The organism is Campylobacter sp. JMF_06 NA1, from assembly GCF_027737785.1.
Classification (GTDB): Bacteria; Campylobacterota; Campylobacteria; order Campylobacterales; family Campylobacteraceae; genus Campylobacter_B.
Genome location: NZ_JAOVUA010000005.1, coordinates 58,460 through 82,299, shown reverse-complemented (window position 1 = coordinate 82,299; position 23,840 = coordinate 58,460). Strand labels below are relative to the sequence as shown.

The window sequence follows — 23,840 nt, the reverse complement described above, 5'->3', positions numbered from 1 at the left end:
TCTATCCTTATTTTGCTTTTATAGCAGTATTGATTCTAGCGATATCTTTTTTGATCGCACGAATTTCATTAGGATTGCTTAACTGCATTGTTTTAAGCTTTTGCTTAGCCGTAAATAAAAGCAACTTATTATCTTTTAACATCTTATTTAGCTCAGCTAAATCTTTATCTTTCAAATCAGTATATTTCATTTTCGCTATCCCTAGTTACAATTTTTGTTTTGAAAGGTAATTTGTGGATTGATAGCGTAAGAGCTGCTCTTGCTTGCTCTTCACTTACACCAGTCATCTCGAAAATCATTCTGCCTGGTTTGATATTCATTACCCACTCTTCTACACCAGCTTTACCTTTACCCATACGAGTTTGTAGAGGTTTTTTAGTAAGTGGTTTATCAGGAAATACCTTAATCCAAATTTTAGCTTGGCGATTTACATAGCGAGTCATCGCGATACGAGCTGCTTCGATTTGGCGTGAATTAATTCTACCTGCTTCAACAGCTTTGATACCAAAATCACCAAATGTCAAAGCATTACCGCGAGTTGCGTAGCCGCGATTGCGACCTTTCATCATCTTACGATATTTTGTTCTTTTAGGCATCAACATGGCTATTTACCTCTTCTTGTTCTGCGTGGTTTTTTAGAAGCTTCTTCTGTTTTTTCAGCTTGAATTCCTTTTTGCAAAATTTCGCCTTTGAAAATCCAAACTTTAATACCGATATTTCCGTATGTAGTGTGAGCCTCAGCAAAACCATAATCGATTTTTGCTCTTAGAGTGTGAAGCGGAACGCGTCCCTCTAAATACCACTCTGTGCGAGCCATTTCAGCGCCACCTAGACGGCCAGAAACTGAAATTTTAATACCTTTTGCGCCTGCTTTTTGCGCACCTTGAATTACTTTTTTCATAGCGCGTCTAAATGCAACCCTGCGCTCTAATTGCATAGCTACATTTTCAGCTGCCAAAAGTGCATTAGCGCCGACTTTGCGCTCTTCTTTGATGTTTAAATTCACATCTTTATTTACTAGTTTAACAACTTCGGCTCTTAAATTCTCTACTTCGCCACCTTTTTTACCGATGATAACACCTGGGCGAGCTGCAACGATAGTTACGCGAACTTTTTTAGCTGTTCTTTCAACAAGAATTTGGCTAATTCCTGCGTAATAAAGTTTAGCTTTTAGGAATTTACGGATTTTGTAATCCTCGCCGATGTTTTCTGATAGTGTTGATTTAGCAGGAAACCATCTTGATTCCCAGTTTCTATTGATACCTAGTCTTAAACCAATCGGATTAACTTTTTGTCCCATACTACGCTTCCTTACTTGGTTTTGCTACTTCAACGCTAATGTGTGAAGTTGGCTTTCTGATTCTGCTTGCTGTTCCACGAGCGCGTGGTCTAAATCTTTTTAGAACTGGACCAGCATCTACGCGACAACTTTTTACTATAACTTCCTCTGGTTCAAAACCGCCATTAGCAACTGCGCTTGAAATAGCAGTAGCGATATATTTTGCACCGCGATTTGGAGTGAATTCCAGTGTAGCAAGTGCAAATTCAGCGTTCATGCCTTGAACTTGTTTTGCGATAAGTCTTGCCTTAGTCGGTGAAAGGCGAACAAATTTGATAGTTGATTTACTCATTTATTTCCCCTTATTTACCGATTTTCTTTTGAACTGAGCCTTTGTGGCCTTTGAAAGTTCTAGTAGGAGCAAACTCACCTAATTTATAACCAATGTGGTGTTCTGTAACATACACTGGGATAAAATTTTTGCCATTATGCACATTAAATGTTAGTCCAATCATATCAGGAACGATTGTGCTGCGTCTTGACCAAGTTTTAATTGGTTTGTTATCGTTAGCAGCCTTTGCAGCTACTACTTTTTTCATTACATGATCATCTACGAAAGGACCTTTTTTAAGCGATCTAGCCATTTTTATTTTCCTTTCTTTCTAGAAATTATAAGCTTATCACTAGCTTTTTTACGACGAGTTTTCGCACCTTTTGTAGGTTTGCCCCATGGAGTAACTGGGTGACGACCTGAATTTTTCTTGCCTTCACCACCACCGTGTGGGTGATCTACTGGGTTCATAGCAGAACCTCTGGTTTGTGGGCGAATTCCTCTGTGGCGATTGCGACCAGCTTTTCCTAGAACGACATTGGCCCAGTCTTCGTTACCAACAACGCCGATAGTAGCCATACACTCAGCCAAAACTCTTCTCATCTCACCGCTTGGCAAACGAAGGATTACATATTTCTCCTCTTTACCCATTAGTTGAGCATATCCACCAGCAGATCTTGCCATTTGAGCGCCTTTGCCAGGTTTTAGCTCGATATTGTGCAAGATAGTTCCCACTGGGATACTTTTCATTTTCATTGCGTTGCCTGGTTTGATATCTAGTCCAGCCTCAGCAGAAGCAACGACATCGCCTACATTTAATTCATTTGGTCTGATGATATAGCGTTTCTCGCCATCAGCATAAGAGATCAAAGCGATTCTACAATTTCTGTTTGGATCGTATTCGATAGCCTCTACTTTACCTGGGATTCCAAATTTTCTTCTTTTGAAATCGATAATTCTGTAAAGTTTGCTAGCACCAGCTTCTTTATGGCGGCTTGTAATGCGACCATTATTGTTTCTACCAGCAGCGGCTGGGATTTTTACAAGTAGGCTTCTAACGCTTGCTTTTGCAGTGATATCATCGCTGCTAAGGCCTGTCATAAATCTTCTACTTGGAGTATATGGTTTGTATGTTTTAATCGCCATCTTACGCCTCCGCATTTTCTAGGGTTGCACCCTCTGGAAGTTTGACATAAAATTTCTTTACATCATCTCTTACGCCTAATCTTCCTCTAAATCTTTTAACTTTACCATCTTGGCGCAATGAATTTACTTTTACAGGCACGATGCCAAAGTATTCTTTCAAAACGCTTTTTAGTCCATTTTTAGTCATTGACGGACTTGTTTGGATAACAACTACGCCACTTTCTTGTAGGCCAAGAGACTTTTCTGTATAAAGTATAGTTTTGATATCTGTTATATCTGCCATTTTAGTCCTCTTTCACCAATGTTTCAAATGCAGCTTTTTCGCATACGATTGAGCTATATACTGCAACCAAATAAGCATTTACTTCGCTAGCATCAACTACATAGCAATTTTTCAAATTTCTGTATGCTAAAAGTGTTTGTGCATCTAGCTCGTTTTTAACGATTAAAGCATCTCTTACACCTAGTTTTTCGATAAATTTAGCAGCGTCTTTTGTTTTGCCACTTTCTACGCTTAGGTTATCGAAAACATAAAATTTGCCCTCGTTTGCTTTTTCGTTCATAGCAAATTCAAGCGCAAGGCGTTTTTGTTTTTTATTGACTTTTTGCTCATAGTTTCTGTTGTTTGTCGGACCAAATGCAACCGCACCGCCAACCCAAACATTTGTTCTAGTCGAACCAGCTCTTGCACCGCCACGACCTTTTTGACGCCATGGTTTTTTGCCACCACCGCTAACTTCTGAACGACCTTTTGTTTGTGCCGTATTTGCACGAAGTGAAGCAAGGTAAGATTTTACATATAAATATAAATTGTGCGAATTTACCTCTGCATATTTTGCAGGAAGCTCGATTTCGCTAGCTTTTTCTAATTTTTCATTAAGAACGCTTACTTTACTCATTTTACTATCCTTATTCTGCCCATTGCACCATTAAATCCTGGGATAGAACCTTTTACTACCAAAATTTTATTCTCAGCATCGAAGCTTACTATCTCGTTTTTAGCAGTGATTGTCTCATTGCCTGTGTGACCTGCCATTCTCATACCTGGTTGGACGCGACCTGGCCACTCGCAGTTTCCGATAGAACCTGGTCTTCTGTGGAAGCGTGAGCCATGAGCTGCTGGACCACCAGAGAAACCGTGGCGTTTGATAACACCTTGGAAACCTTTACCTTTTGAAGTAAAAGTAACTTTTACGATTTTAGCTGAGCTTAATACTTCTGTGCTTTGATCGCCAACCTCAGCATTTTCGACATTTAGTGTCGCGAATTTGTTAAATTCTTTGCTTAGGCTATATTTTTTCTGAATTCCTGCGATAGATTTGTTGTATGCTTTGCCGTTAGCGTAAGCTACGATAGCTTGCTTGTCGTTGCATACTTCGCAAATTTTAGTATTAATAAGCTTTAAAAGCGTTACAGGCGTGCTTTTGATGCCGACTGTTCTACTCATGCCTATTTTTTCTACGATATATTCCATACTTTAACTCCTTATTTGCCCATCGCATGAACTTCGACATTAACTTCTGGGGCTAAGTCAAGTTTAGTTAGCGAATCAACTGTATCAGGGGTTGCCGCTACGATATCTAGCATACGAGCGTGAATTCTCATCTCAAACTGCTCTCTCGAATCTTTGTTAATGTGTGGAGATTTCAAGACTGTGTAGCGTTTGATCTTCGTAGGCATTGGAACTGGACCTCTCACATCGGCGCCTGTTCTCTTGACGGCTTCTACAATTGCCGCAACTGTGCGATCTAAAACCCTATGGTCATAAGCTTTTAACTTTAACCTGATTTTTTGCATCTGCTTTCCTTAAAAAGAACTTGTCACAACGCGTGACCTTTTGCCTTAAAAACAAAAGACTGGGATTATATGAAAAAGGCAAAATTTTGTCAAGAAATTCGGTGAATTTTATAGAATTTTTTCCTTTTTATAAGGAAATATTCTGAAATTTAGAGCAAAATTTTTTAAATTTTAAAATTTTGTAAATTTTGCTAAATTTATTTCCTTTTAATAAGGAAAATTTTAAAATGCGTTTTATGCAAAATTTAGAATATTTTTATGAAAATCCGCCAGAAGAGGCGAAATTTATAGCTAGAAAAACCTCCATTGATGCGCCCAAAACTATACTTTATGGCGCGCTAGGTGCTGGGAAAAGTTTGATTTTGTTTGATTATATTTCAAATTTCAAAAAGGGCGAATTTTTGTATATAAATTTCGCGGATTTGCGCTATGAATTTTTAAATCTAAGCGATGAATTTGATAAAATTTTTAAATTTTTAGAGCAAAATTCGCAGATTATCGCGCTTTTTTTGGATAATTTAGATGAAATTTTGCCGTGTGAAATTTCGCATTTGCAAAATTTGCTAAACTCTGGCGCCTCGCAAAATTTGCAAAGCATTATCATCTCTACGCGCAAAAGTAGCTTTGAGCTAGCAAATTTTGCAAAGCTAAAAATTACGCCGCTTTGTTTTGAGGAATTTATCGCTTTCGATAAACGGCACAGCGAGATAAACGCCATTATTTCGGCATTTTTCTCGCAAGGCGGGAGTGTGGGTGGCTCGCTTTTGCACTCAGCAGGGAGCATAAATTCCGAGCAAAATGCGCTAAAATCGGCTCTAAGCGCAAACGAGATTAAAATTTTAAAAGAGTGCGCGGCTTTCGTCACAGCGTCATTTAGCGCGAATAAAATTTATACAAATTTAAAGGAAAAAATCCGCATTTCAAAGGACAGCGTCTATGCGACCATAGCGAAATTTGACGATGAAAATTTCATAAATTTTATCCCAAAATTTGGCGATGAAAAAGCGGCGAAAAAGATGTTTTTTTCGAATTTCAATCTCAAAGAAATTCTCGGTTTCAAAAAGGATTTTGTAAAAAAATTTTTAAACGCCGTGTATTGCGAGCTGGCAAATTTGGGCGCGCTCATTTACTACACCAAGGATTTGGATTTTTACCTGCCGAGCCGAAATTTAGGGGTTTTGGTCGTGCCATTTAGCGCGAGTGAGATTGTGTTTTTGAGATTTAAAAAGCTGATTTTGGAGCTAAAACGGCTCAAAATCACGCGCCTTGCCGTGATCTCCATGGCAAATACAGGCTCGCTTGAAATCGAGGGGATAAAGTGCGAAGTCGTGCCGTTTCACAGCTTCGCACTTGGGTTGTGATTATCGGACGATGATTTTACCTACACCATCATACATTTTTTCTTCTTCACCGCTTTTTAGTGATCCAAAAGCATTTTTACAAATCTCATCATCTCTATTTACTCTAATTTCTAGTTCTTTGTCGCCTTTTGTTGCAAACTCTACGCAAATTTTATCGCCTAATTTTATCGGAGTTGGCACATTTGTCATTGCGCCTATATCAGAAATAAATTTGCTTTGCGAAGTGTAATACGCCTGAAAATCGGATAATGCAGTCACTAAATTTGTCCTAGCTTTTGACATTTCGGCTTCCGCCCTTGCTTCTACTCTTTTCACAGCCATTTTTGCATTTTCGCAATCGGTTTGCGTTTTTTCGCTCATCCGCTCCATTTTTTTGCACTCATCCACACGAGCTTTGGCGATTTCGATATTATCGGCAAAATAATCAGCCGTTCTAGGGTCTTGCTCTCCGCAACCACTCAAACCAAATCCCATAGCCGCCACAAGGCTAAGAGTTAAAATTCTTTTCATATTTTTCCTTTGAAATGAAATTAAAATTTTCATTTTATCGTTTTTTTTGTTTTGCTTAAAGCTAGCTGAAATTTTGGAATTTTTATTGAATTTTGAAATTTTGCTACGCAACCTTGTAATACTGCGCCGAAATTTTACTTTTTATTTTAAATGCAAAATTTTGCATTTAAATGTCATTGCGAGGAGCTGTGAAACAGCGACGAAGCAATCTACAAAGCTAAAATAAATAGTATGACAAATAGCAGAATTTTAATTTTCATGAAATTTTAGAATTTCAAATTTTACCATTTTTGCGGTTGGTAGTTTAGGCTTTGTAGATTGCCACGGAATTTTGCTGGCGCAAAACCCCTCGCAATGACACTTAAAAGCGAAATATAAATTTCCCTAAACCACTTCGACAATGGTGCAAATTTACTTCGATTTGTCATTGCGAGCGCGAAACGCCGAAGCAATCCACGAGCTAAAAATTCACAGACACTAAATTCGTTATCATCACAAGGCGCAGGTTCCGTGCGCAAATTAACTATGTTTTAGCGCCAAATTCTACTGTCCGTAACGCCTAAAAATGTATGTGGAACAATCCAAGTATCTGTGTAAATCGTAACTTTTGGCATTTTACTCTCCTTTGTTTTTGATTTTTATCGTTAAAAATGGTTTTTCATTTGGCTTGACAACTCGACTATAAGTAACCCCTGAATTATTAGAATTACTAGAAAAATGAAGCGGTGTTTTGTAAATCAATATTTTCATATTTACACCTTGAATTTTAGAAGATTCTGATACATTTTTCATTATTTGTTCTAATTCCAAATTATTAAATCCATAGATATTTAAAACATATTCTTCCAAATCAGTTACAAAACCGCAACTATACATCCAATTTTTATCTGTATTTTTTATCTCGGTATGTAAAATTTTACTTGCCTTTTCATTTGGCTCTGTTCTACAAGTGTCGCCACAACCCGCAAGCCCCATAACCACGCAAACTGCAAGGCTAAATTTAAGAAATTTTTTCATTTTAATCCTTGATAAATTTATGAAATTTTGAAATTTTAAGGCAAATTTGGCGCAAATTTTGCAAAATTTACGCCAAATCAAATTTAATAAACCGAAATTTCGACCAAATTTCCGTCTGGATCGTATAGATACACGCTTTTCATCTTGCCAAGCGCGCCGGTTCGCTCCACAGGTCCTAGCTCGATTATAGCGCCACGAGAGGTGATTTCGCGCGCGATTTCGTCGATGTCGCCCTGAGCAATTAGGCAAAAATCAGCCGAGCCGTAGGTTTGATTTTTCGCTACGGGTAGAAATTCGGCTAGTTTTTGGTGGATATTGATTTTAGAATCTCCGAATTTCACCGCCATTTTGGCGCCGTTTTGCACGATTTCAAGGTCTAAAATTTCGCCGTAAAATTTCAGCGTAGCCTCTAAATTTGCGCTTAAAATCACAAAGTGATCGATATTTTTGATTTTCACGCTAGCCCTTTACGCGATAAAATCGCCGTCGAAAAGGTGTCTGACATCGCCTGATATGCACGCAGTCTCGCCACGCATTTTTACACCGATTTTTTCGCCACTCACGCACGCCATATTTGCATTTTCGCTCAGATTATAGTGCGCTCTGCCCGCGATATATGCGCTAGCTATGCCAGTTCCGCATGAAAGAACTTCTTTTTTCGCGCCGTGTGCGTATGTGCGCACCCTAACCCCTGTGTTACTCATCTCAGCATAACTTACATTGGCATTAAATTTCTCGCTAAGCTCGGTAGCTAGGGTGTGGTTGTATGCGCTCAAATCTTTGACAAAGGTTACGACATTTGGCATACCGACCTCGTATAAATACCACATATGGCCATTGCTCATAAATCCCTCGCCAAGGCGATTGACATTATCAAACTCGACCTCGACATTTGCTGTGATTGCGCGGTTTGAGCCCATGCCATAAATTTGACCAAAATTTGAATCTCGTTTTTTTGTGCCAAAACTCACGCTTCTACCTGTGTCAAATCCACGAATTTCGCCGTTTATTACATTGGCGTCGTTTTTGAATTTCACATTTTTGCCAGATAAAAATCGCTCGTAAGCATACATACACACAACCATTGCGGCGTTTGCGCTTATCGGGCTTCTAGTGCCATCTGGGTTGTAATACTCCACAATGATATTATTGTCGTTGCTTCCGGGGGTTTTTTGGTTGCTTAGCGAAATAAATCCGTTGGCTCCAATTCCCTCTGCGCGGTTGCAAAGCACCCTAGCTAGACTGCCACGCTCGGCACTTTGTGAAAACTCGACTACTACAAAATCATTTCCACATGCGTTATACTTTGAAAAATTCAATTTATCTCCTTTAAAAAATTTTTCACATTTTTTTCAAGTGTTATTTTATCGCTAACATTTTCTATAACAAAATTTGCGTTTGCGCGCTTAAATTCGATATCTGCTTGCAAACTAACGCGAAGCGTGGCCTGCTCACGCGTTAGTGCGTTTCGCTCCATAATGCGCTCTATAAGCAAGTCGTGCGGGGCATATACGACTACGATTTTGTCGAATTCATCGTATTTTTGGCGCTCGAAATACAGCGGAATATCGGCGAAAAATGGTTTATTTAGGTGTTCTAAAATTTCAGATTGTCTTAGAATTTCATCTTTGATTTTTGGGTGCAAGATTGCTTCTAGTTTGGCAAGCTCAGCCTTGTCGTTAAAGACCAAATCGCCTAGCTTTTTCCTGCAGATTCGCACGGATTTGCCGTCTTTTATGATGTATTCGTTGCCAAAAATTTTTGAAATATCTATCCAGGATTTATCCAGTAGCTGGTGCGAGATTTCGTCTGCGTCGATGATTTGATAGCCCAAATCACGCAAAATTTTACTAACGCTAGATTTGCCAGATCCTATCGAGCCTGTGATCACATAACCATTTTTATATGCCATTTCACACCCCTTTATAGCGTTTTTATGCAATTTTAGCTAAAATAATTTAATTTTCTAATAAATCCAAAAAAAGGAAAAACCGTGATTAGCTACAAAGAAGCAGGTGTCGATATCGACGCAGGAAATGAGTTTGTGCAAAGTATAAAACCCCTAGTCAAATCCACAATGACCCCAGGCGTGATTGGCGGAATTGGCTCGTTTAGCGGTGCGTTCGCGCTACCAAGCGGGTATAAAAAACCAGCGATTTTGGGCGCGACAGATGGCGTAGGCACCAAACTTCGCCTAGCAATCGACACAGACAAGCTTGACGGCGTGGGTATCGATCTAGTCGCAATGTGCGTCAATGACCTCATCTGCAACTTCGCTACACCGCTATTTTTCCTAGATTATTACGCTACGGCAAAACTAGAAATCGCAAGCGCAAAACGCGTAGTAGCAGGTATCGCCGAGGGCTGCAAAATGGCTAGGTGCGCGCTAATCGGTGGCGAGACAGCCGAAATGCCGTCGATGTATGAGGGCAAAGATTTCGATTTGGCTGGTTTTGCCGTAGGAATCGCCGAGCAAGACGAGATAGATCGCACGAAATTTGTGGAGCGTGGCGATGTTTTGATTGCACTTCCTAGTAGCGGTTTGCACTCAAACGGCTTTTCGCTAGCGCGCAGAGTAGTTTCTGAGCTAGGGTTGAAATTTGACGAGAAAATCGGCGAAAAAACTCTAATCGACACGCTTTTAGAACCAACTAGAATTTATGTAAAAGAGTTTTTGGCACTGAAAGATAAAATTCACGCCTGCGCGCATATCACAGGTGGTGGTTTGGTAGAAAATCTGCCTCGTGTATTCCCTGCTGGGCTTGGCGCGAAAATCGAGAAAAACGCAATCAAAACGCCTGAGATTTTTAAAATTTTAGCCAAAAAAGTCGAAGCAGCCGAAATGGAGCGCACATTTAATAACGGCGTAGGTTTGGTGTTAGTCGTACCGAAGGCTAACGCTGATTTTGTGTTAGCTAACACCGACGGATATGTTATCGGCGAAGTATGCGAGGGAAATGGCGTAATAATGGCGTAAATCACGCGCTAACAAAGGCTAACGAATTTATGAAAAATTTCGTTTTTTGTTTGATTTTGTGTGTTAGTGCGTTTGCTAACACACAAATTTCAGGGCTCGAAAAAGAGTGCGAGGCTGGGAATTTAGATAAATGCTTTGAGTTGGCGACAAATTTAGAAAATAGTTGCGATAAAACCAAAAATTTTGAAGTTGGCGCAAAAGCCATAAAATACTATGAAAAAATATGTAATTCAGATGAAACCTTTTTTTATGGCGCTTGCCTGAGGTTAGCGGGTATTTACATAAGAGGCAATTGCACACAGAAAAATTCAGCAAAAGCACTAAAATATCTAAAACTATGTTGCGACAAAGAGCATGCCGATAATGCTTGCAGTGTTTATCAAAGAGGTTTGGCATCAGTCGAACATTTCAGAAGCAAGTGTAAAAACGGCGAACAAAGAGCCTGCGAGTGGCTAAAATCAAATGGATATTAAATTAAATGTTGGCGAAATTTTAAAATTCCGCCAACATTTTAAACTATTTTGCTAGATCAAAAATCTCTTTCACAGCTTTTGCGTCGTATTGTGGTAAGCCCCATTTTGGCGCGTCTCGCACGATGATTTCCATGACTTCGCCTACATTGCTATCATCAATTTTAACCTGGCTAAGTTTAGTTGGTGTGCCAACCTTATCAAACCACGCTTTAAGCGCGTCAATTCCAGCCTCTGCGCTATCAAGCCCAAAAATTTCTTTGGCAAAGCGCGCAAATTTCGCTTCATTATTTTTCTTATACCATTTCATCCACGCTGGCATTATCACGCTTAGCCCCGCTCCGTGCGCACAATCAACCACCGCGCTCATTGCGTGTTCTAGCATGTGATTTGGGTAGCTATAACCGCTCACGCCCACATAAGTTAGCCCATTTAGTGCCATTGTCGCAGCCCACGCGAAATCGCCCCTAGCCTCGTAATCATCAGGGTTTTTAAGCAAAATTTCGGTTGTTTTCATAACGGTTTTGATGTTTGCTTCGATATACATATCGATGATTTCAGGGTGTTTTGTGGCTGTGAAATAGCCCTCGATTGAGTGTGCGATGATATCGCTAGCTGAATATACCAAATATTCAGGCGTTACGGTAGCTTGAAGCTCTGGGTTTATGACTGAAACTTTTGGGAACAAAGCTGGGCCATCTATGCCAAATTTTTGCTTTGTCGCTTCGTTTGTGACTACGCCGCCTCTATTCATCTCAGAACCAGTCGCGGCAAGTGTGATAATGTCAAAAATCATAAGTGCTTTTTGAACCTCTTTTGCGAAGAAAAAGTCCCACACATCGCCCTCATAGCACGCTCCTGCCGCGATTGCCTTACAGCTATCTAGCACGCTTCCGCCACCGATTGCTAGCACGCTATCTGCGCCGAATTCTTTCGCGATTTTCACACCTTCATGGACTTTGCTAAGCACCGGATTGCTTTTGACCCCGCCAAGCTCGGCGTATTCTATGCCGTGCGCTTTGAGCGAATTTACGGCTGTATCGAAAAGCCCAGATTTTTTCACTCTATCGCTTCCATAGACGATTAGCGCCTTTTTCGCGCCGTATTTTGCCATATACTCGCCGATATTTTTCTCTTTGCCCTTGCCAAATTCGACCTGCACAGGGTTTTTAAAACTGAAATTTTCCATAATTCTCCTTTAAAAAATTTCGCACATTATAACCGAATTTACAAAATTCTTATAGACAAATTTTACAAATTTATTGCCTAATTCTGCAAAATTTAAAATTCTTTGCTAAAATAAATCAAAATTTCAAAAGGGGTAAAAATGAAAGATAAAAACAAAATTTTAGATGAAATCGCAAATTTTATTGATAAAAATTATCCAAATTACGGCGTTATAGATACACAAATTGAGCAGATTAAATTTTATCGCGCGGACGAAATTACCGAGTTTCGCAGCGGAATTTACAAGCCTAGTATCTGTATCGCTCTACGCGGAAACAAGCTAGTGAAATTTAACGGCAAAGAGTATTTTTATAACAAAGACCAATTCATGCTCACCCCTACTCACATACCGATTTCTGGCAGGGTTACGCAATGCCCACTTTTGTCAATTATTGTCGAATTTAAAGTCGATGATTTGGCAGAGGCGATCAAAAACATAAATTTCACCCCGTCGAAAAAAAAGCTAAAAGAGAGCCTGTATGTGAGCAAAATCAGCTTCGATTTGGCTGATTCTATCGCTAGGCTGGTGCATTTGCTAGAACGAGGTGGCGCGCACAGCGAGTATTTGGTAAATCTATCTATAAAAGAGGTTTTGTATTCGCTAATGAGTGGCGATGAGGGAGCTGCGAATTTCTTATACAAATTTATCCTAAACGGCACCATGCAAAACCAAATCGCACACGCTATCAGCGAGATTTCAGCGCATTTTAACGAAGCGATAAATATGAGCGATTTGGCTGAAAAAATTGGCATTAGCGTTTCGTCTTTTTACCATAATTTCAAAAAATTTACCGCCCTTTCGCCGCTAGAATTTCAAAAGCGAATTAGGCTAGAAGAGGCGAAATTTATGCTTCTAAATACCACGACTTCGGTCTCGCAAGTGGCATTTGATGTGGGCTATGAGAGCACTAGCCAGTTTAGCAGAGAATACGCGCGCATGTATGGACTGCCCCCAAAAGCGCATATCCAAACGCTAAAAGAATTGACGCTGAGCTAAAATCGGTGTAATTTAAAATCGTATAAAAAAATGGTGTCAAGAGAGAGACTTGAACTCTCGACCTCCGGCTTATGAGACCAGCGCTCTAACCAGCTGAGCTACCTTGACACATTGTAGGAAAAATGGAGTTTATCCAAATTTTACTTATATAAAATTTAAAAAGCGCAAAATTTTAAATATAATTTATGCTAAAATAGCAAAATTTCATTTTCAAAGGGAAAATATGGGCGGTTTTACTATTTTTTTAATCATAACCCTAGTTTTGATTTTTAGCATTATTGGGATTTATAACTCTTTGATTGCCAAGCGAAATCAGGTCGCAAATATCGCTTCTAGCGTCGATACACAGCTCAAAAAACGCTACGATTTGATCCCAAATTTACTCGCCTCTGTCAAAGCCTACCTAACGCACGAGCGCGAAGTATTGAGCAAAATCACGGCTTTGCGAAGCGAAGCGATGAGCGCCACAAACGACGCGCAAAAATTCGCCCTAAACGCCGAACTCTCGCGCACTCTTGGCTCGCTAAAAATCGCTGTGGAAAACTACCCAGAGCTAAAAGCCAACGAAAATGTCCTTCACCTCCAAGCCACGCTAAGCGAAGTCGAAGAACAAATCAGCGCAGCCAGACGCGCTTACAACGGCGCAGTTATGGTGTATAACAACGCATGCGAAATGTTTCCCACAAACCTCATCGCTAGCTTTTTTCACTTCAAAAAAAGCGAATTTTTCGCCGCCGATGAGAGCGAAAAACAGGCACCAAATTTATCAGAAATGCTAAAATAATGGAAAAAATTTTAAAATTTAAAAACGAAGAAATTATCCAAAATTTGGAAATTTTAGAAAAAAAGCGCGCAAAAATCGCCAAAAATTTACGCATTTTAAAGGTCGCTTCCTTTGCGCTCATTTTTGTCCTGCTCCCCGTTTTGCTACGATTTGTGCCTGATTTGCTCATTTCTAGCATAATTTGCGTTTTTGCCTCGCTTATATTTTTTAGTATTTCGCACGCTAGGCTTATAACGCCCTTTAACGCGCGCTTTAAAGACGAAATCCTAAGCCTAATCGCCAAAGACGAAAATTTAAACTACGAGCGCAAGAAATTTTTCGAATTCGCCGAATTTAACGCGCCCGGGTTTTACGAAAGCGGTTTTAGCGTGTATAGGGGCGATGATTTTTTCGCTGGCGAAATCGAGGGCGTGAGGGCTAGTTTTTGCGATATTTACCTCGCCAAACAAACACAAACACACACTAACCAAAAACAAACGCCCAAACTAACAACCCTGTTTTACGGCATAACGCTTATAGCCGAATTTAACCAAAATTTCGCCTCCACGCTCCATGTCATCGACACTAACGCCAGAGCTAACTCACACCTAAAACGCGTTAGTATGGATAACGCTGAGTTTGAGCAGTATTTCCGCACATATTCACTCGATCCTATCAGCGCGCATTACATACTAACGCCCAAATTTATGGAGCAATTGATCGCACTTAGGGATTATTTCAAAGCTCCACTTAGCCTAGCGTGTGAGGGAGGCAAAATTTGGCTATATATCGCACTTGGCAAAAACAGCTTCGAGCCAAATATTTCATACCCGCTCCTTGGCGAAAACTCCCCAGCCGTCACGCTAAAAAAGGAGTTGGAAAAATTTAAAATTTTGGCTAAAATTTTGAAAAACAATCAAAAAGCATTTGTGGAGAAAATATGAGTATAGTATCGTTTGAGCTGAAAAAAAAGACGATTTTAGAAAATGAAGCGAGCGCGAAAAAACGGCTAATTATCGTCGTTTGCGTGGTTTGTGCGCTGGCGTTTTTGATTTTAAGTGGCGGGTATTCGCTGAAATTTAAAATCATTTTGGGCTGTTTGATTGGGATTTGCGGGCTTTTGGCGCACTCGTATTTTGACAAAAACCAAAAACAACACTTCTCAGCTCTGCTCGACAAAGCCTTTGATAATGAAATTTTGCTCTGGATCGCCAAAGAAACTGGGCTTACTTTTAAGCCATTTGGCGCATTTTTTTTAGAGGATTTAAGCTCGCTTCCGATTAAAAAAGACGCTAACACATGCGTTTGCAAACGATCACTAGTAGGCAAAGTAGGTGAAATCGAGGCGAAATTTGGCGACGCCGCGCTAACACGGGCTAAGGGGCGCAAAAAAAGTTTGCTCGGACTAGATAAATTCGAGTGGGGGCGCATAAATGACGGCAAAATTTACACTGGATTTATAGCGAAATTTGACTATCCGCTCGCCTTTGCTAGCGATTTTTCGGCGATTGGAAAGGGTGAGTTTATGCTCCAAACCCCGCACCTCAAACTCCAAAAGGCAAATATCGCCAAATCCGATATTTTCGACATTTACGCTGGCGAGAATTTTGACAGCGAGGTTTTAAAAGACGGCAAAATCCTAACCACGCTCGAACTTATCAGCATTAGCCTAAACTCCCCAGTGCAAATGCACGCTGTGAGCAACTCCGTATTTATCGCGGTTTCGAACGACACGCTCTTTACTCGCATAGACACGAACCAAAACGCAAATGTGATTTTAAGCATAAATATGATGATAGAAATCGCGCGAAATCTCGCACCCTTCGCCACTAGCGAAATCAAAGCGAGCGAAGAGCCAAAGATTACGGCTTTGCTAAACGAAATGCGCTCTTAGCGAAATTTAGCTTTTAAATTTGGGGTAAATTCGAGCGCTGAAATTTAGCCTTCTAATTTCACGGCAAATTCGCCAAATTCGGCTTTTGTCGCAGTCGCTAAATCGTTTGGGTTTAGCCAAATTTGTTTGCCCCTAACACCTGCGCTAACGCAAATTTGCGTTTGTGTTAGTGCGCGTGAGTCGATAAATGTGCGAAAGTGCTTTTTCATGCCAAGTGGCGAACAACCGCCCCTAACATAGCCTGTGATTTTTGTTAGTTCTTTTAAGCTCATTAGTTCAGCGCGTTTGACTTTCGCAATTCTAGCTAACGCCTTTAAATCAAGGTTTAAATCACCTTGCAAACACGCCGTGATATATTCATTTCCGCACTCGCAAACTATCGTTTTATAGACCTGCTCGATAGGCTTTTGGCACGAATTTGCCACATGCACAGCGTCAAGGTTGTTTTCATCGACTTCGTATTCTAGTATCTCGTAAGGAATTTTCAGCCCGTCAAGTATGCGACAAGCGTTTGTTTTGTGTTCGTGTTTAGACATGGTCAGCCTGCTTGAAAATAACTCATAACTAACAATGTATAATAATATAAAGCTGGACAACAAAATGAAAAAATGCAATTATCTTGAAAAAAGTCTGCAACTGCATTTTTTAACTTTGCAACTTGACAAATTATCATTCCTATCAAATAAACACCACAAATCCCCATCATACTAAATGGAATTACAAATGAGAATACACCAAAGTCAGAAGAGTCTCCTTCGTAAGTGCCAGCCTTAATTTTTAATGCCCCGATAATTGTATAAATAAGCAAATAAAATATAGGCGAATAACCTATAATTACATTTAGTATAAATTTTAAAATTCTTTTCGAATTTATTTTCATATTATCCCTTAATACACTATTTTTTCTTGTTTCAAAAAATCTCTCAAATCATCATATTCCGAACTATCTAAATAACGCCATTTGCCCGGCTTCAAAGTCCCTAGTGTAACTCGCCCAAATGCTGTGCGTTTGAGATCTACGACTTCTAGGTCAAAATACCCAAAAAACCGCCTTAACTCTCTGTTTTGCCCCTCGTTTATGATAGCTTTGATTTTGGTGTAGCCGCCGCTACTTGGCATTATGCGATACGCCAAAAAGGGCTTAAATTCCATTGATTTGATTTTGCTTTTGGCATGAGCGCCCTTGGTGGCGTCGTCCGCGTAAAAGCCCTCTTTTATCGCCGTTACGACTTCGTCAGTTACTTCGCCTTTGACTTTTAAGTAGTATTCGCGCTCGATGTCGCTTTTCATGAGTGCGGTGGCGATAGCAGGGGCGTCAGTTAATAGCAAAAGCCCTTCACTGGCAAAATCAAGCCGTCCAATGCTAACAAATTTAGAAAACCCATTTGGCAAGCTGTCATAAATCGTCTTGCGACCGCGGTCGTCTTTTTTGGTGACTAACTCACCCTTTGGTTTGTGATAGACAATCACGCTAAATTCGGTTTTTTTCTTAATTATTCGCCCGTTTATGCGAATTTTCTCTTCGCCGCTAACTTCGACAAACTCGCTAACAACTCGCCCGTTTATGCTAACTTTGCCGTTTTTGATTAGCTCGTCGGCTTCACGGCGTGAATAGCCCGTGTTGTGCGAGATAAATTTATTTAAACGCATTTTTTCCATTTTTATAGCCCTATGTTTTTAAGGTCGTGGATATGCACAGTGCCGATTGGGGTGCCGTTTTCATCGGTAACGGCAAGAAGCTGAATTTTGAAATTTTCTATCATCTCTAACGCTTTTGAAGCTAAAATTTGCGAATTTTCAATGGTTTTTGGCGATTTTGCAGCAAATTTAATCGCGCTTTCTTCAAGGCTAAAATTCTCGCTCATGAGCGCCCTACGCAAATCTCCGTCGCTTAAAATCGCCGTTAGTTTGCCGTTAGCGTTAGTTAGCAAAACGGTGCCTAGTTTGCCGTGCGTCATCGCATTTATGGCTTCTTTTAGACTAACACTTTCGCTAACAATCGGCAAATCGTTAGTTCGCATGACATCAGCGACTTTTAGATATAGCCGTTTGCCAAGACTGCCGCCCGGGTGGAAGTTTGCGAAATCTTCTTTTTGAAATTTTCGCTCACTCATTAAGCATACGGCTAACGCATCGCCTAACGCCAATGTTAGCGTAGTAGAAACAGTAGGCGCAGCCCCAAGCGGACAAGCTTCGCGCTCGATTTTAAGGCTAATAAATTCGTCGCAAATTCGCCCCAAAGAGCTATTTTTGTTACTTGCCATTGCGATGATTTTCACGCCAAATCGCTTAATGTGTGGCAAAATTCGCACTAGCTCTTCGCTCTCGCCACTAAAACTTATTGCCAAAACCAAATCATCTTTGCCTACCATGCCAAGATCGCCGTGCAGGGCTTCTGTGGGGTGCATGAAAAAGCTAGGAGTTCCCGTGCTTGCCAAAGTCGCAGCGATTTTCGCGCCGATATGACCACTTTTGCCCACGCCTGTTACGATTAGCTTACCTTTGCACTCTAAAATCAAATTTACAGCTCTTTCGATTTCGCCCCCGATAAGCTCAGTGTGGCGTAAAAGCTCGCCACCTTCGAGCCTTAAAACCTCTTTTGCGTTTTCTAAAATGCCCATAAAATGCCCCTTACATTAGGTAAATAACCGGCACGATTGTCGGATATTTTTTCGTTTTTCTAAAAATATGCTTTCGCACGGCTTGGCGGATTTGCGATTCCAACACGCGGTTATCAAGCAAAATTTCGGTTTTCATATTCGCCAAAAACTGCTCGATTAAGCCCTCCATATCCTTGGTAAAGGCAGATGTCTGCGACTCTGCGACAAGCCCGTAGGTAATGACGCGAGATTTGATAAGCTTTTTGGCTGTTTTGTCGATTTGAGCGATGATTACAGCCACGCCAGCGTCGGCCAAATTTTGCCTGTGTTTTACGATTTCATCGGAAATTTGTTTATTGATTTGATTGTCAATGAAAACCTTGCCGGTTTTAACGGTTTTGACCCGTTTTAGGTATTTTTCGCAAATCTCCATTTGATCGCCGTCGTTCATCAGATAGATATTTTTCTCATCAATCCCGCATTCTATCGCAGTTTCGCGGTGTTTGACTATGTGGTTATACTCGCCATGAACTGGTAGGAAAAATTTCGGCTTGATTAGGCGAAGCATTAGTTTTTGCTCCTCTTGGGCAGCGTGTCCGCTGACATGGATTTCGCTGAAATCCTGATACGCCACCTTTGCGCCACTTTTTAGCAAGAAATTTAGCACGGTTGAGACGCTGTTTTCGTTACCCGGAATCGCCTTTGCCGAAATGATAACTTGATCAGTTGGTTTGATTTTTATGTATTTGTGCTCGTCTGTGGCCATGCGATATAGCGCACTCATAGTCTCGCCCTGAGAGCCTGTGGTTACGATTAAAACCTCATTGTCAGGGTATTTGCTGACCTCATCTGGATCGATGAAAATTTTACGATCAAGCTCGACATAGCCTAGCTCCATTGCCGTAAATAGATTTCGCTCCATACTTCGCCCTATCACGCAGACCTTGCGGCCGTATTTCACACCGCGCTCAATCGCCTGATAGACGCGGTGGATATTCGAGCTAAATGTGCTCATAATCACGCGCCCTTTCGAGCTAGCAAAAATGCCGTCAAATGTCCTGCCGACCGAATTTTCGGATTTGGTAATGCCGTCTCTGTGAGAATTCGTGCTATCGCTCATCAGTAGCATTACGCCAAGATCGCCATAATGCGCCAAGCGGTTTAAATCGGTCGGATAGCCGTCGATTGGGGTGTGGTCGATTTTAAAATCGCCCGTGTGGATAATCGTGCCAGCCTTTGTGGTAATCGCAAGCGCGCTAGCGTCGATAATCGAGTGCGTTATGTGGATAAATTCGACCTCAAAATCGCCGATTTTGTAAATTTTGCGCTTTTGCACTGGGCGGAAATAGCTTCGCTCCGCCTTTAAGCCATGCTCTTCAAATTTGTTTGAAATCATACCCAAAGGCAACGGCGTAGCGTAGATTGGGAATTGAAATTCCTTGAAAAAATAGGGCATTGCGCCGATGTGATCCTCGTGCGCGTGCGTGATGATGATACCTTTGACTTTGTCAGCGATCTTGCGAACATAGCTAAAATCAGGGATCAAAATATCCACGCCAGGCATATTATCGTCCGGAAAACTCATACCCACATCGACGATAATCGCGCTCGTAGCGGTCTCGAAAATCGTCATATTCGCGCCGATCTCGCCAAGTCCGCCAAGCGGAGTTATGCGGATAGTTTCAGCTGAGCTCGCATTTTTTAGCGGATAGAGCCTTGCTTCGTGCATAGCCTTATTCGCCGCGATCGCCTCGTCCATAGCCACATGCCACGGCTCGGTACCGGTTAGGCTTTTTGGCATATTTGTCTTGCGTTTGGAGCGTTTTTTCTTTTTAGCGCCCTCCTCTGAATTTGGGCTTTGCACGGCTGTTTCGCTGGATAGATTTTGCGCTTTTTCACTTTTTGATTTTTTATTTTTTTTATTTTCGTTTGCTGGGGTTTTTTGCTCATCTTTTTGATTTTTGCTCTCATCAAACGATTTTTTTAAATTTTCCCTGTGTCTGCGGCGTCTATTTACCTTTTTTAAGCGCTCAGGGCCTGTAAAATCAGAGTTTTGCGCTTGGTTGTTAGTTTTTTTCTCTTCCATTTTTCACCTTTAATTTTTTAAAAATATCTAAAAATAAGGCGAAATTTAACTCGTGCGGTCTTGTGTTTTCAAAAATTTCTAGTTCTTCGAAAATTTGGGTTATATCTGATTTGGACGCGATTGCGCTTAGATTTTTGGCTAGTGTTTTTCTAGGAGAAGCGAAACACGCTCTCAAAAACGCCTCAAAATCGCGCTTTTGCTCCACGCTTTGGAAAGGATTGCGCGTCTTTTCTATCCTCATCACGGCTGAAATGACCTTCGGAGCTGGCTCGAAAGCGTGTGGAGGCACCTCGAAAAGATACTGCGCCCCGCCACAAAGGCTAGCCAAAACCGAAATCGCGCCGAATTCCCGCTTCCCAGAAACTGCGCAAAATTTCTGCGCGACCTCTTTTTGCACCATTACGACCAAACCCTCACACAGTGGGTCTTCAATGGCTCGCAGGATTATATTTGTCGCGATATAATACGGCAAATTCGCAACCAAAAAATATGGTTTTTCGCTAAGAGAATTTTCCCAAATTTCCAAAACATCGCCCAAAACCAGCTCCAAATCGCGGTTTTTTATCTCTGTGGCGAAATTTTGGCACAAAATCTGATATAAATCATTATCAATTTCGAAACTTTTTACTTTATAACTCTTTAAAAGATTACGAGTTAAATCACCCAAGCCAGGCCCAATTTCTACGATATTTTCAGCATTTTTGGGAATCGATTGGATAATTTTGTCTAAAATCAAACTATCTTTTAGAAAATTTTGTCCGAATTTTTTCTTTGCAACTATCATCGAGAGATTTTATCCAATTTTTACTTATAAAATGGTTATATAAGCGAAATTTGGCTAAAATTTACAAAAATTTTAAAGGGCAAAATTTTGAAAACATTTGCAAAACGAATAATTCCATGCCTAGATGTGCAAAATGGGCGCGTGGTAAAGGGCGTAAATTTCGTAAATTTACGCGACGCAGGCGATCCTGTCGAAATCGCAAAACGCTATAACGACGAGGGCGCAGACGAGCTTTGTTTTTTAGACATTACGGCTAGTTTTGAGAACCGCGACACTATCGTGCATGTAGTCGAAAGCGTGGCAAAACAGCTTTTTATCCCGCTGACCGTGGGTGGTGGAATCCGCAAAATCGACGATATTTCGCGACTTTTGGATGTGGGTTGCGACAAGGTCAGCCTAAACTCATCGGCTATCGCAAACCCAGGTTTAATCGACGAAGCGGCGAAAAAATTCGGCTCTCAATGCGTCGTCGTGGCAATCGATGTCAAACGAACCGGTGAGGGCTACAATGTCTTTGTCAAAGGTGGTAGAGAAGACACTGGACTGAACGCTTATGCGTGGGCAGAGGAAGTGCAAAACCGCGGTGCGGGGGAGATTTTACTCACTTCCATGGACTGCGACGGCACCAAAAATGGCTTTGATTTGGAAGTTACGGGCAAAATTAGCAAAATGCTAAAAATCCCCGTTATCGCAAGTGGCGGTGCAGGAAATATGGAGCATATCAAAGAAGCCTTTGAGTGCGGGGCTGACGCGGCGCTCGCGGCGAGTATTTTCCACTTCGGCGAGATAAAAATCAAAGATTTAAAAGCCTATCTTTTGCAAAACGACATAAGGGTTCGAAGTTGATAGTGTGCGCAGGAAACGGCGAAGAATTCGGCTTCGCGCGCGCTGTCGGCGTAGGGCTCGTGGATTGCGCTATCAATTTAACCAAAATTTTAGCGAGCGAAAAACATAGCGAAATTTTATTTGTAGGCAGTTGCGGTCTGTATAACGAAGGTAAAATTTTTGATATTTTCGAGTGCGAAACAGCCACAAACCACGAAATTTCCGAGCTTTTAGGCTATTCATACAGCCCGATTTTTGACCCAAATGTTTCATATGAAACATTTTGCAACTCATCAAATTTCATCACCACAGATGAAATTTGCGCGCAAAAATTCGCTGAGCTCGGCTACAAAATCGAAAATATGGAATTTTACTCTGTCGTCAAAGTCGCCGAAAGTTTCAAAATCCCAGCTCGCGGAATTTTCGTCGCGACGAATTTTTGCAATCAAAACGCACACGCAGATTTTTTGAAAAATCACGCAAAAGCCAAAGAAATTTTAGAAAATTACTTAAAACAAAAAGGAATAATTTGAAAAATATCCTAGATTTCACACTTGATGAACTATCCCAGCTTGTAACGCCAAAATTTAGAGCCAAGCAAATTTACGAGTGGATTTATAAAAAAGGCGTTAAAAATTTCGATGAAATGCTAAATTTGCCAAAGGAATTAAGAGCAAATTTAAGCGAAAATTTCTATTTAGACCCCGTAAAATGCGTGAAATGCGAAAAGAGTATCGACGGAAGCAAAAAATATCTTTTCGAGCTAAAAGACGGCAAAACCATAGAGAGCGTTTTGCTTCCTATGAAAGATGAAGTCGCCGATGAAAACGGCAAAATTTCACGCCATGCGCGATATTCGATCTGCGTTAGTTCGCAAGTCGGTTGCAAAATGGGCTGTGCGTTTTGCCTGACTGCCAAAGGCGGATTTGTGCGAAATCTCACAGCAGGTGAAATCGTCGGGCAAATTTTATACATAAAAATCGCAAACCAAATCCCTTACGAAAGACGCGTAAATGTCGTATATATGGGTATGGGCGAACCACTTGACAACCTAGCAAATGTCTCAAAAGCCGTGCAAATTTTAAAAGAAAATGACGGCCTAGCCATCGCTCCACGCCGCCAAACTATCAGCACGAGCGGTCTTGCCACGCAGATAAAAAAGCTGGGTGAAATGGATTTGGGTGTTTTGCTTGCCATTTCACTTCACGCCGTAACCGACGAGCTTCGCGCCAAGCTAATGCCGATAAACAAAGCCTACAACATAGCTTCGGTTATGGACGCCGTGCGAAATTTCCCCATAGATATGCGAAAGCGAGTGATGTTCGAATACCTTGTCATGGGCGGCGTAAATGATAGCCCCGGCGACGCAAAAACCCTTGTGAAGCTACTTCACGGCATAAAAGCAAAGGTAAATTTGATATATTTTAACCCGCACGAAGGAAGCCCGTATCTGCGCCCAAGCACTGAAAATATGGTAAAATTCCAAGATTATCTCAGCGCGCACGGCGTAACCTGCACGATTCGCCAAAGCAAGGGGCTTGACATAAGTGCCGCGTGCGGACAACTCAAAGAAAGAAGCAAAAATGACCGCCCTTGATATAATCGAAGTAGTTTTTATCGCAATCGTCGCTATAATCGGCATTTGTGGAATTTTTTATGTAGTTTTAAATGAAAAAAAAGAGTAAATTTTACCAAATTTTAAAATTTCGCTAGCGCAACTCCAAAACACTGCGCCGAAATTTAAATCATATAAAATTTTAAAAATTATGTTAAAAA

At 40.9% G+C, this 23,840-nt stretch carries 31 protein-coding genes, 1 tRNA gene and 1 pseudogene; 10 read left to right on the top strand and 23 right to left on the bottom strand.

Annotated elements, in window-relative coordinates:
• Positions 1-7: 7 nt before the first annotated feature.
• The 10 genes and pseudogenes from rpmC to rpsJ form a co-directional block, all read right to left on the bottom strand.
• Positions 8-190: a 50S ribosomal protein L29 gene (rpmC, locus tag OFO07_RS06440; protein WP_270858570.1), complete on the bottom strand. Its 183-nt coding sequence runs from the start codon at positions 188-190 to the stop codon at positions 8-10.
• Positions 177-602, bottom strand: a complete 426-nt coding sequence (gene rplP / locus OFO07_RS06435) for a 50S ribosomal protein L16 (RefSeq protein WP_270858571.1) — start codon at positions 600-602, stop codon at positions 177-179. The genes rpmC and rplP overlap by 14 nt, the downstream gene beginning before the upstream one ends.
• 2 nt (positions 603-604) lie before the next feature.
• Positions 605-1,300 (bottom strand): 30S ribosomal protein S3, encoded by a 696-nt coding sequence (gene rpsC / locus OFO07_RS06430; protein ID WP_270858572.1) that lies wholly within the window; start codon positions 1,298-1,300, stop codon positions 605-607.
• Between the two features lie 19 nt (positions 1,301-1,319).
• A pseudogene (rplV, locus tag OFO07_RS06425) lies at positions 1,320-1,631 on the bottom strand (50S ribosomal protein L22); the annotation flags it as partial.
• A 10-nt stretch (positions 1,632-1,641) separates the two neighbouring features.
• Positions 1,642-1,923, bottom strand: a complete 282-nt coding sequence (gene rpsS / locus OFO07_RS06420; RefSeq protein WP_270858573.1) for a 30S ribosomal protein S19 — start codon at positions 1,921-1,923, stop codon at positions 1,642-1,644.
• Positions 1,924-1,925: 2 nt separating this feature from the next.
• On the bottom strand, positions 1,926-2,756 hold the full coding sequence (gene rplB / locus OFO07_RS06415) for a 50S ribosomal protein L2 (protein ID WP_270858574.1): 831 nt from the start codon (positions 2,754-2,756) through the stop codon (positions 1,926-1,928).
• Position 2,757: 1 nt separating this feature from the next.
• On the bottom strand, positions 2,758-3,039 hold the full coding sequence (locus OFO07_RS06410) for a 50S ribosomal protein L23 (protein ID WP_270858575.1): 282 nt from the start codon (positions 3,037-3,039) through the stop codon (positions 2,758-2,760).
• A 1-nt stretch (position 3,040) separates the two neighbouring features.
• Entirely contained in the window at positions 3,041-3,655 is a 615-nt protein-coding gene (gene rplD, locus OFO07_RS06405; protein ID WP_270858576.1) for a 50S ribosomal protein L4, read from the bottom strand.
• A complete protein-coding gene (gene rplC, locus OFO07_RS06400) occupies positions 3,652-4,230 on the bottom strand; it encodes a 50S ribosomal protein L3 (RefSeq protein WP_270858577.1) in 579 nt (192 codons plus the stop codon). Before rplC ends, rplD begins: the two co-directional genes overlap by 4 nt.
• A gap of 11 nt (positions 4,231-4,241) precedes the next feature.
• On the bottom strand, positions 4,242-4,553 hold the full coding sequence (rpsJ, locus tag OFO07_RS06395; protein ID WP_270858578.1) for a 30S ribosomal protein S10: 312 nt from the start codon (positions 4,551-4,553) through the stop codon (positions 4,242-4,244).
• 236 nt (positions 4,554-4,789) lie between these two features.
• Between rpsJ and OFO07_RS06390 the strand changes: the two genes are divergently transcribed.
• On the top strand, positions 4,790-5,914 hold the full coding sequence (locus tag OFO07_RS06390; RefSeq protein WP_270871359.1) for an AAA family ATPase: 1,125 nt from the start codon (positions 4,790-4,792) through the stop codon (positions 5,912-5,914).
• On the opposite strand, the gene OFO07_RS06385 is transcribed toward OFO07_RS06390, so the two are convergent.
• From OFO07_RS06385 to coaE, 5 genes are all read right to left on the bottom strand, one after another.
• Entirely contained in the window at positions 5,915-6,424 is a 510-nt protein-coding gene (locus OFO07_RS06385) for an EexN family lipoprotein (RefSeq protein ID WP_270871358.1), read from the bottom strand. It abuts the gene before it with no gap.
• A gap of 615 nt (positions 6,425-7,039) precedes the next feature.
• Positions 7,040-7,441 (bottom strand): hypothetical protein, encoded by a 402-nt coding sequence (locus tag OFO07_RS06380; protein ID WP_270871357.1) that lies wholly within the window; start codon positions 7,439-7,441, stop codon positions 7,040-7,042.
• An 83-nt stretch (positions 7,442-7,524) separates the two neighbouring features.
• Entirely contained in the window at positions 7,525-7,899 is a 375-nt protein-coding gene (locus tag OFO07_RS06375) for a VOC family protein (RefSeq protein ID WP_270871356.1), read from the bottom strand.
• Positions 7,900-7,908: 9 nt separating this feature from the next.
• Positions 7,909-8,760, bottom strand: coding sequence for a diaminopimelate epimerase (locus OFO07_RS06370; RefSeq protein WP_270871355.1), 852 nt, complete (start codon positions 8,758-8,760; stop codon positions 7,909-7,911).
• A complete protein-coding gene (coaE, locus tag OFO07_RS06365) occupies positions 8,757-9,353 on the bottom strand; it encodes a dephospho-CoA kinase (RefSeq protein ID WP_270871354.1) in 597 nt (198 codons plus the stop codon). The genes OFO07_RS06370 and coaE overlap by 4 nt, the downstream gene beginning before the upstream one ends.
• A gap of 81 nt (positions 9,354-9,434) precedes the next feature.
• Here coaE and purM point away from each other — a divergent pair, with 81 nt between their 5' ends.
• Entirely contained in the window at positions 9,435-10,418 is a 984-nt protein-coding gene (purM, locus tag OFO07_RS06360; protein ID WP_270871353.1) for a phosphoribosylformylglycinamidine cyclo-ligase, read from the top strand.
• Positions 10,388-10,891: a tetratricopeptide repeat protein gene (locus tag OFO07_RS06355; protein WP_270871352.1), complete on the top strand. Its 504-nt coding sequence runs from the start codon at positions 10,388-10,390 to the stop codon at positions 10,889-10,891. Before purM ends, OFO07_RS06355 begins: the two co-directional genes overlap by 31 nt.
• 43 nt (positions 10,892-10,934) lie before the next feature.
• Here the strand turns inward: OFO07_RS06355 and OFO07_RS06350 are convergent, their stop codons facing one another.
• Complete coding sequence (locus OFO07_RS06350) at positions 10,935-12,077, bottom strand: iron-containing alcohol dehydrogenase (RefSeq protein ID WP_270871351.1); 1,143 nt, start codon at positions 12,075-12,077, stop codon at positions 10,935-10,937.
• Between the two features lie 138 nt (positions 12,078-12,215).
• Here OFO07_RS06350 and OFO07_RS06345 point away from each other — a divergent pair, with 138 nt between their 5' ends.
• Positions 12,216-13,112 (top strand): AraC family transcriptional regulator, encoded by an 897-nt coding sequence (locus OFO07_RS06345; protein WP_270871350.1) that lies wholly within the window; start codon positions 12,216-12,218, stop codon positions 13,110-13,112.
• Positions 13,113-13,143: 31 nt separating this feature from the next.
• Here OFO07_RS06345 and OFO07_RS06340 read toward each other — a convergent pair.
• A tRNA-Met gene (locus tag OFO07_RS06340) sits at positions 13,144-13,220 on the bottom strand.
• 115 nt (positions 13,221-13,335) lie between these two features.
• On the opposite strand from OFO07_RS06340, the gene OFO07_RS06335 reads away from it, so the two are divergent.
• Genes OFO07_RS06335 through OFO07_RS06325 form a run of 3 tightly spaced genes read left to right on the top strand, consistent with a single transcriptional unit; the run spans position 13,336 to position 15,769 of the window.
• Complete coding sequence (locus OFO07_RS06335) at positions 13,336-13,896, top strand: LemA family protein (RefSeq protein ID WP_270871349.1); 561 nt, start codon at positions 13,336-13,338, stop codon at positions 13,894-13,896.
• Positions 13,896-14,819: a DUF3137 domain-containing protein gene (locus OFO07_RS06330; protein ID WP_270871348.1), complete on the top strand. Its 924-nt coding sequence runs from the start codon at positions 13,896-13,898 to the stop codon at positions 14,817-14,819. The genes OFO07_RS06335 and OFO07_RS06330 overlap by 1 nt, the downstream gene beginning before the upstream one ends.
• Positions 14,816-15,769 (top strand): hypothetical protein, encoded by a 954-nt coding sequence (locus OFO07_RS06325; protein ID WP_270871347.1) that lies wholly within the window; start codon positions 14,816-14,818, stop codon positions 15,767-15,769. Before OFO07_RS06330 ends, OFO07_RS06325 begins: the two co-directional genes overlap by 4 nt.
• Positions 15,770-15,813: 44 nt before the next feature.
• On the opposite strand, the gene ybaK is transcribed toward OFO07_RS06325, so the two are convergent.
• The 6 genes from ybaK to rsmA are packed head-to-tail and all read right to left on the bottom strand — an operon-like array spanning position 15,814 to position 21,239.
• Positions 15,814-16,305, bottom strand: coding sequence for a Cys-tRNA(Pro) deacylase (ybaK, locus tag OFO07_RS06320; RefSeq protein WP_270871346.1), 492 nt, complete (start codon positions 16,303-16,305; stop codon positions 15,814-15,816).
• A gap of 2 nt (positions 16,306-16,307) precedes the next feature.
• Positions 16,308-16,649, bottom strand: coding sequence for a hypothetical protein (locus tag OFO07_RS06315; RefSeq protein ID WP_270871345.1), 342 nt, complete (start codon positions 16,647-16,649; stop codon positions 16,308-16,310).
• A gap of 8 nt (positions 16,650-16,657) precedes the next feature.
• On the bottom strand, positions 16,658-17,428 hold the full coding sequence (locus tag OFO07_RS06310; RefSeq protein WP_270864685.1) for a pseudouridine synthase: 771 nt from the start codon (positions 17,426-17,428) through the stop codon (positions 16,658-16,660).
• A 2-nt stretch (positions 17,429-17,430) separates the two neighbouring features.
• A complete protein-coding gene (locus OFO07_RS06305; protein ID WP_270871344.1) occupies positions 17,431-18,390 on the bottom strand; it encodes a KpsF/GutQ family sugar-phosphate isomerase in 960 nt (319 codons plus the stop codon).
• Positions 18,391-18,400: 10 nt separating this feature from the next.
• Positions 18,401-20,455 carry a ribonuclease J gene (locus tag OFO07_RS06300; RefSeq protein WP_270871343.1) on the bottom strand — a complete coding sequence of 685 codons (2,055 nt, stop codon included), beginning with the start codon at positions 20,453-20,455 and terminating at the stop codon, positions 18,401-18,403.
• Positions 20,436-21,239 carry a 16S rRNA (adenine(1518)-N(6)/adenine(1519)-N(6))-dimethyltransferase RsmA gene (rsmA, locus tag OFO07_RS06295; RefSeq protein ID WP_270871342.1) on the bottom strand — a complete coding sequence of 268 codons (804 nt, stop codon included), beginning with the start codon at positions 21,237-21,239 and terminating at the stop codon, positions 20,436-20,438. Before rsmA ends, OFO07_RS06300 begins: the two co-directional genes overlap by 20 nt.
• An 87-nt stretch (positions 21,240-21,326) precedes the next feature.
• On the opposite strand from rsmA, the gene hisF reads away from it, so the two are divergent.
• Genes hisF through rlmN form a run of 3 tightly spaced genes read left to right on the top strand, consistent with a single transcriptional unit; the run spans position 21,327 to position 23,661 of the window.
• Positions 21,327-22,085: an imidazole glycerol phosphate synthase subunit HisF gene (hisF, locus tag OFO07_RS06290; protein WP_270871341.1), complete on the top strand. Its 759-nt coding sequence runs from the start codon at positions 21,327-21,329 to the stop codon at positions 22,083-22,085.
• Positions 22,086-22,087: 2 nt separating this feature from the next.
• Positions 22,088-22,597 carry a purine-nucleoside phosphorylase gene (locus OFO07_RS06285; RefSeq protein ID WP_333720489.1) on the top strand — a complete coding sequence of 170 codons (510 nt, stop codon included), beginning with the start codon at positions 22,088-22,090 and terminating at the stop codon, positions 22,595-22,597.
• Positions 22,594-23,661: a 23S rRNA (adenine(2503)-C(2))-methyltransferase RlmN gene (gene rlmN / locus OFO07_RS06280; RefSeq protein WP_270871339.1), complete on the top strand. Its 1,068-nt coding sequence runs from the start codon at positions 22,594-22,596 to the stop codon at positions 23,659-23,661. The genes OFO07_RS06285 and rlmN overlap by 4 nt, the downstream gene beginning before the upstream one ends.
• Positions 23,662-23,840: the final 179 nt, after the last annotated feature.

Bases quoted from the DNA above. Each gene is read 5' to 3' on its own strand.
- rpmC (WP_270858570.1), bottom strand. From the start codon at position 190: ATGAAATATACTGATTTGAAAGATAAAGATTTAGCTGAGCTAAATAAG.
- rplP (WP_270858571.1), bottom strand. From the start codon at position 602: ATGTTGATGCCTAAAAGAACAAAATATCGTAAGATGATGAAAGGTCGC.
- rpsC (WP_270858572.1), bottom strand. From the start codon at position 1,300: ATGGGACAAAAAGTTAATCCGATTGGTTTAAGACTAGGTATCAATAGA.
- rpsS (WP_270858573.1), bottom strand. From the start codon at position 1,923: ATGGCTAGATCGCTTAAAAAAGGTCCTTTCGTAGATGATCATGTAATG.
- rplB (WP_270858574.1), bottom strand. From the start codon at position 2,756: ATGGCGATTAAAACATACAAACCATATACTCCAAGTAGAAGATTTATG.
- OFO07_RS06410 (WP_270858575.1), bottom strand. From the start codon at position 3,039: ATGGCAGATATAACAGATATCAAAACTATACTTTATACAGAAAAGTCT.
- rplD (WP_270858576.1), bottom strand. From the start codon at position 3,655: ATGAGTAAAGTAAGCGTTCTTAATGAAAAATTAGAAAAAGCTAGCGAA.
- rplC (WP_270858577.1), bottom strand. From the start codon at position 4,230: ATGGAATATATCGTAGAAAAAATAGGCATGAGTAGAACAGTCGGCATC.
- rpsJ (WP_270858578.1), bottom strand. From the start codon at position 4,553: ATGCAAAAAATCAGGTTAAAGTTAAAAGCTTATGACCATAGGGTTTTA.
- OFO07_RS06390 (WP_270871359.1), top strand. From the start codon at position 4,790: ATGCAAAATTTAGAATATTTTTATGAAAATCCGCCAGAAGAGGCGAAA.
- OFO07_RS06385 (WP_270871358.1), bottom strand. From the start codon at position 6,424: ATGAAAAGAATTTTAACTCTTAGCCTTGTGGCGGCTATGGGATTTGGT.
- OFO07_RS06380 (WP_270871357.1), bottom strand. From the start codon at position 7,441: ATGAAAAAATTTCTTAAATTTAGCCTTGCAGTTTGCGTGGTTATGGGG.
- coaE (WP_270871354.1), bottom strand. From the start codon at position 9,353: ATGGCATATAAAAATGGTTATGTGATCACAGGCTCGATAGGATCTGGC.
- OFO07_RS06355 (WP_270871352.1), top strand. From the start codon at position 10,388: ATGCGAGGGAAATGGCGTAATAATGGCGTAAATCACGCGCTAACAAAG.
- OFO07_RS06350 (WP_270871351.1), bottom strand. From the start codon at position 12,077: ATGGAAAATTTCAGTTTTAAAAACCCTGTGCAGGTCGAATTTGGCAAG.
- OFO07_RS06345 (WP_270871350.1), top strand. From the start codon at position 12,216: ATGAAAGATAAAAACAAAATTTTAGATGAAATCGCAAATTTTATTGAT.
- OFO07_RS06335 (WP_270871349.1), top strand. From the start codon at position 13,336: ATGGGCGGTTTTACTATTTTTTTAATCATAACCCTAGTTTTGATTTTT.
- OFO07_RS06330 (WP_270871348.1), top strand. From the start codon at position 13,896: ATGGAAAAAATTTTAAAATTTAAAAACGAAGAAATTATCCAAAATTTG.
- OFO07_RS06325 (WP_270871347.1), top strand. From the start codon at position 14,816: ATGAGTATAGTATCGTTTGAGCTGAAAAAAAAGACGATTTTAGAAAAT.
- ybaK (WP_270871346.1), bottom strand. From the start codon at position 16,305: ATGTCTAAACACGAACACAAAACAAACGCTTGTCGCATACTTGACGGG.
- OFO07_RS06315 (WP_270871345.1), bottom strand. From the start codon at position 16,649: ATGAAAATAAATTCGAAAAGAATTTTAAAATTTATACTAAATGTAATT.
- OFO07_RS06310 (WP_270864685.1), bottom strand. From the start codon at position 17,428: ATGGAAAAAATGCGTTTAAATAAATTTATCTCGCACAACACGGGCTAT.
- OFO07_RS06305 (WP_270871344.1), bottom strand. From the start codon at position 18,390: ATGGGCATTTTAGAAAACGCAAAAGAGGTTTTAAGGCTCGAAGGTGGC.
- OFO07_RS06300 (WP_270871343.1), bottom strand. From the start codon at position 20,455: ATGGAAGAGAAAAAAACTAACAACCAAGCGCAAAACTCTGATTTTACA.
- rsmA (WP_270871342.1), bottom strand. From the start codon at position 21,239: ATGATAGTTGCAAAGAAAAAATTCGGACAAAATTTTCTAAAAGATAGT.